This window comes from Microbacterium sp. HMWF026 (assembly GCF_003061325.1).
GTDB classification, from domain to species: Bacteria; Actinomycetota; Actinomycetes; order Actinomycetales; family Microbacteriaceae; genus Microbacterium; species Microbacterium testaceum_E.
Genome location: NZ_QAJB01000136.1, coordinates 1 through 4,139 on the forward strand (window position 1 = coordinate 1; position 4,139 = coordinate 4,139).

At 70.5% G+C, this 4,139-nt stretch carries 3 protein-coding genes; 1 reads left to right on the forward strand and 2 read right to left on the reverse strand.

The annotated features are described in order from the left end of the window. Positions 1-231 precede the first annotated feature (231 nt). Together DBR36_RS06025 and DBR36_RS06030 are read right to left on the reverse strand one after the other, a co-directional pair. Entirely contained in the window at positions 232-912 is a 681-nt protein-coding gene (locus tag DBR36_RS06025) for a response regulator (RefSeq protein WP_108318013.1), read from the reverse strand. Continuing rightward, positions 909-2,510, reverse strand: a complete 1,602-nt coding sequence (locus DBR36_RS06030) for an ATP-binding protein (RefSeq protein ID WP_108318014.1) — start codon at positions 2,508-2,510, stop codon at positions 909-911. The genes DBR36_RS06025 and DBR36_RS06030 overlap by 4 nt, the downstream gene beginning before the upstream one ends. Positions 2,511-2,646: 136 nt before the next feature. On the opposite strand from DBR36_RS06030, the gene DBR36_RS06035 reads away from it, so the two are divergent. Next, a complete protein-coding gene (locus DBR36_RS06035; RefSeq protein WP_108318015.1) occupies positions 2,647-4,095 on the forward strand; it encodes a cation:dicarboxylate symporter family transporter in 1,449 nt (482 codons plus the stop codon). Positions 4,096-4,139 lie beyond the last annotated feature (44 nt).

Sequence of the window (4,139 nt, forward strand, 5' to 3'; positions counted from 1 at the left end):
AGTGTCCAGGACACGCCGTCGCCCGGGAGTGCCCGTCGGCGTTTCGTGGACACTCACGCCCGCGAGGGCGACTCTCGTGAGGCGGGAGCGTCGGGCGGTGCCCGCCGGCGCCCGCCTTCGTTGAGTGCCCAGGACACGCCGTAGGCGGGGAGCGCCGGCCGGCGTTTCTTGGACACTCGAGTGAACGGGGGGAGCGGCCTGGGGCGGCGCTTCTGGGAGCGGGAGCGAGGATCAGCGCACCCAGGCGTAGGTGATCTCGGGGCGTCCCTGACCGCCGTAGCGCGGGACGCGGCGGACGCGGCCGACGTCGGCGAGGTGTTCGAGGTACCGCCGTGCGGTGACGCGCGACATGCCCTCGCTCTCGCCGACCTCGGTCGACGACACCGCCCCCGCGCCGGTGCGGACCCGCTCGGCGACCGCCTGCAGCGTCTCGTCGCTCAACCCCTTCGGCATCGCCGGGGCCGCGACCGTGCGCAGTGATCCGAGCAGAGCGTCCACTTCGGACTGGGTCGCGTCGCCCGCGGCGCGGTCCAGTCCCTCGACGTACGTCCGGTACGCCTCGAGCCGCTCGCGGAACGCCGCGAACGCGAACGGTTTGATCAGGTACTGCACGACACCGGTCGACACCGCGGCGCGGACGGTCGCGGCATCCCGCACCGCCGTGACCGCGATGATGTCGACCCTCGATCCCATCGCCCGCACGCGTCGCGCGACGTCGAGGCCCCCGCCGTCGGGCATGGTCATGTCGAGCAGCACCAGGTCGATGCGCCGCCCGGGGTCGGTGATCGCCGTCAGTGCGGCGCGCGCGCCCGACGCCTGCCCGGCGACCTCGAACCCCGGCACCCGTTCGACGTAGGCCGTGTGCAGTTCGAGGGCGAGGGCGTCGTCGTCGACCACCAGCACCCGGATCACGGGCCGACCGCCGGTGCGACGGCGGGGAGGAAGACGCGCACGGTGGTGGGCGCGTCCGTGACCTGCAGCGTCCCCCCGCGCGTGGCGACGATGTCGCGCACGAGCGTCAGGCCCACGCCCCGCCCGCCGGGCGCGTGCGCGGTCTTGGTCGACGCGCCGAAAGCGAAGGGGTCGACCAGGGCCGGGTCGAAACCGGGGCCGCTGTCCGAGATCTCGATGACGACGTCGTCGCCGCCGTCGCGCAGTGTCGCGCGGACCCAGCGGGGTTCGGCGCCGACGGCTGCGGCATCCAGGGCGTTGTCGACGAGGTTGCCGACGACGGTCACCGCCTCGGCCGCGGCGAGGGGGAGCGCCGGGGTGGGTTCGGCGACGTCAATGTCGAGGCGCACGCCGCGCTCGGCGGCGTCGTCGAGTTTGCCGAGCAGCAGCGCCACGACGGTGGCGTCGTCGTCCGAGACCAGGCGGTCGGCGAGCTCCTGTCTCTCTCCGGTGGATGCCACGATCAAGCGCCGCGCCTCGTCCGTGCGGCCGAGTTCGAGCAGCGCCAGCAGGGCGTGCAGCCGGTTGCCGTGCTCGTGCGTCTGCGAGCGCAGGGTGTCGCTCAGCGTGCGGACGCCCTCCAGTTCACCCAGGAGCGCCTGCAGCTCGGAGCGGTCGCGCAGGGTCATCACCCGCCCGCGCTGGGGAGCACGTCGGCCGTTGAGATCGCGCGCCTCCTCCTGGTTGACCAGCAGCACGCGATCGCCGGTGACGACGGTCTCCTCGACCATGCGCCGCCCGGTCGCGATGGCCTCGGCGAGACCGGCATCCATGTCGACCGCCCGCGGGTCCAGCGAGACCTGACCGCTCGTCGCCGGCGGAAGGCCCAGCAGGTCGGCGGCCTCGTCGTTGTACAGCACGATGCGCCCCGATCGGTCGGTGACGACCAGCCCCTCGCGCAGCGAGTGCAGGACCGTCTCGTAGCTCTCGACGAGACGCGACAGCTCGGTGGGCGTGTACGACCCGGTGACGCGTCGCGCGCTGCGGCGGACGTAGAGGGCGCCCAGCACGCCCATGCCCACGATCGCGGCGGATGCCAGGACGATGAGCGGTGCGCGAGCGGCGATGTCCTGCTGCACGGCGCCCAGGGTCACGCCTACCGACACGAGCGCGACGATGGGGCCCTCTTCGGAGCCGTCCTGACGGATCGGCGCGATCGTGCGCACCGACGGTCCCAGGGTCCCCTCGTACACCTCGGTGAACGTGCGCCCCGCGAGGGCCTCGTCGCGCGACCCCAGGTACGGGTCGCCGATCTCGGAGCGGTTGCGGTGGGTCAGGCGGATGCCGTCGGGCGTCATGATCGTGACGAACGACACGTCGGCCTCGGCGAGGATCTGCTCGACCATGGGCTGCAGGGTGTCGGAGTCGCCGACGGCGGCGAGCTGCGCGACATCGGGTTCGTGCGCGATGGTCTCGGCCACCGATCGCGTGACCTTCTCGGCCTCGCGCTGACCCGAATCGCTCAGCTGCACGGACAGCAGGGCCGCGAGAACGCCCGCGACCAGGATGACGACGCCGAGCGATACCAGCGCCAGTCGTCCGCCCACACTCAGCCGCATGCTCACCGCCCTTCGTCGCGCCTGCCGTGAACAATACGACCACAAATCGTCACCGCGCTCGCCGTCGACCACAGTCGTGACATCCACCCGGCGCCTCCGCCGGACAACGAAGACGTTAGGAAAGGGATAGGCGCTGATGGCTCTCTCACTCCGCACCACTCGCGACGGTCGACCGCGTAAGAAGATCGACCGCAACCATTGGCTCTACATCGCCGTCATCATCGCCGTCGTCGGCGGCATCGTCGTGGGCCTCGTCGCCCCGGCCTTCGCCACGACCCTCGAGCCGCTCGGCAAGGGCTTCGTCAGCCTCATCAAGATGATGATCGCCCCGGTCATCTTCTGCACGATCGTCGTGGGCATCGGCTCGATCGCCAAGGCGTCGACGGTCGGCAAGATCGGTGGCCTGGCGATGATCTACTTCCTCGTCATGTCGTCGTTCGCGCTGATCATCGGCCTGATCGTCGGCAACATCATCCACCCCGGCGAGGGCCTGAACATCGCCGGTGCGCAGTACGACGCCGTTCCCGAGGCCACCACCACGCAGGAGTTCATCCTCGGCATCATCCCGACCACGTTCTTCTCGGCCTTCACCGGCGGCAGCATCCTGCAGGTTCTCTTCATCGCCCTGCTCGTCGGCTTCGCCCTGCAGAGCATGGGCGAGCGCGGTGCGCGCATGGTCGAGGGAATCCGCAACTTCCAGGCGCTCGTCTTCCGCATCCTCGGCATGATCCTGTGGCTCGCCCCGATCGGGGCGTTCGGTGCGATCGCCGCGGTCGTCGGCAAGACCGGCTTCCAGGCCGTGATCAGCCTCGGCATCCTGATGGGTGCGTTCTACCTCACGTGCTTCCTCTTCATCACCCTGGTGCTGGGCGTGCTGTTGTACGCCGTGACCCGCGTCAACATCTTCACCCTGATGAAGTACCTCGGCCGTGAGTACCTGCTCATCGTCGGCACCTCGTCCTCCGAGGCCGCGCTGCCCCGCCTGATCGCCAAGATGGAGCACCTGGGCGTGTCCAAGCCCGTCGTCGGCATCACCGTCCCGACCGGCTACTCGTTCAACCTCGACGGCACGGCCATCTACCTGACGATGGCGTCGCTGTTCATCGCCTCCGCGATGGGCACGCCCATGTCGATCCCCGAGCAGATCGGCCTGATGATCTTCATGATCATCGCCTCCAAGGGTGCCGCGGGCGTCACCGGCGCCGGACTCGCCACCCTCGCGGGCGGTCTGTCGGCCTACCGTCCCGACCTGGTCAACGGCGTCGGCGTCATCGTCGGCATCGACCGCTTCATGTCCGAGGCCCGCGCCGTGACCAACTTCACCGGCAACGCCGTCGCGACCATGCTGATCGGTGTCTGGACCAAGCAGTACGACGGCGAGCGCGTCCGTCAGGTGCTGGCGGGCCAGATCCCCTTCGACGAGTCGCTCCTGACCGGTCACGACCACTCGGCCACTCCGTCGGCGGATGCCAAGGAGCAGGCGTCGCTCGAGGCCGGAACCGGTCCCACGCCGGTCGACACCCAGGCGCTCAACGCCTTCCGCGCTCAGGCGGAAGCGGAGGCGGCGGCCCGGAGCCGCTCGTGACCCTCGCGCACACCCCGGCGGGGGCGGCTTCGGCCGCCCCCGCC

What these genes read in the sequence shown, in the direction of transcription:
- DBR36_RS06030 (WP_108318014.1), bottom strand. Translation starts at nt 2,510, where the DNA reads ATGCGGCTGAGTGTGGGCGGACGACTGGCGCTGGTATCGCTCGGCGTC.
- DBR36_RS06035 (WP_108318015.1), top strand. Translation starts at nt 2,647, where the DNA reads ATGGCTCTCTCACTCCGCACCACTCGCGACGGTCGACCGCGTAAGAAG.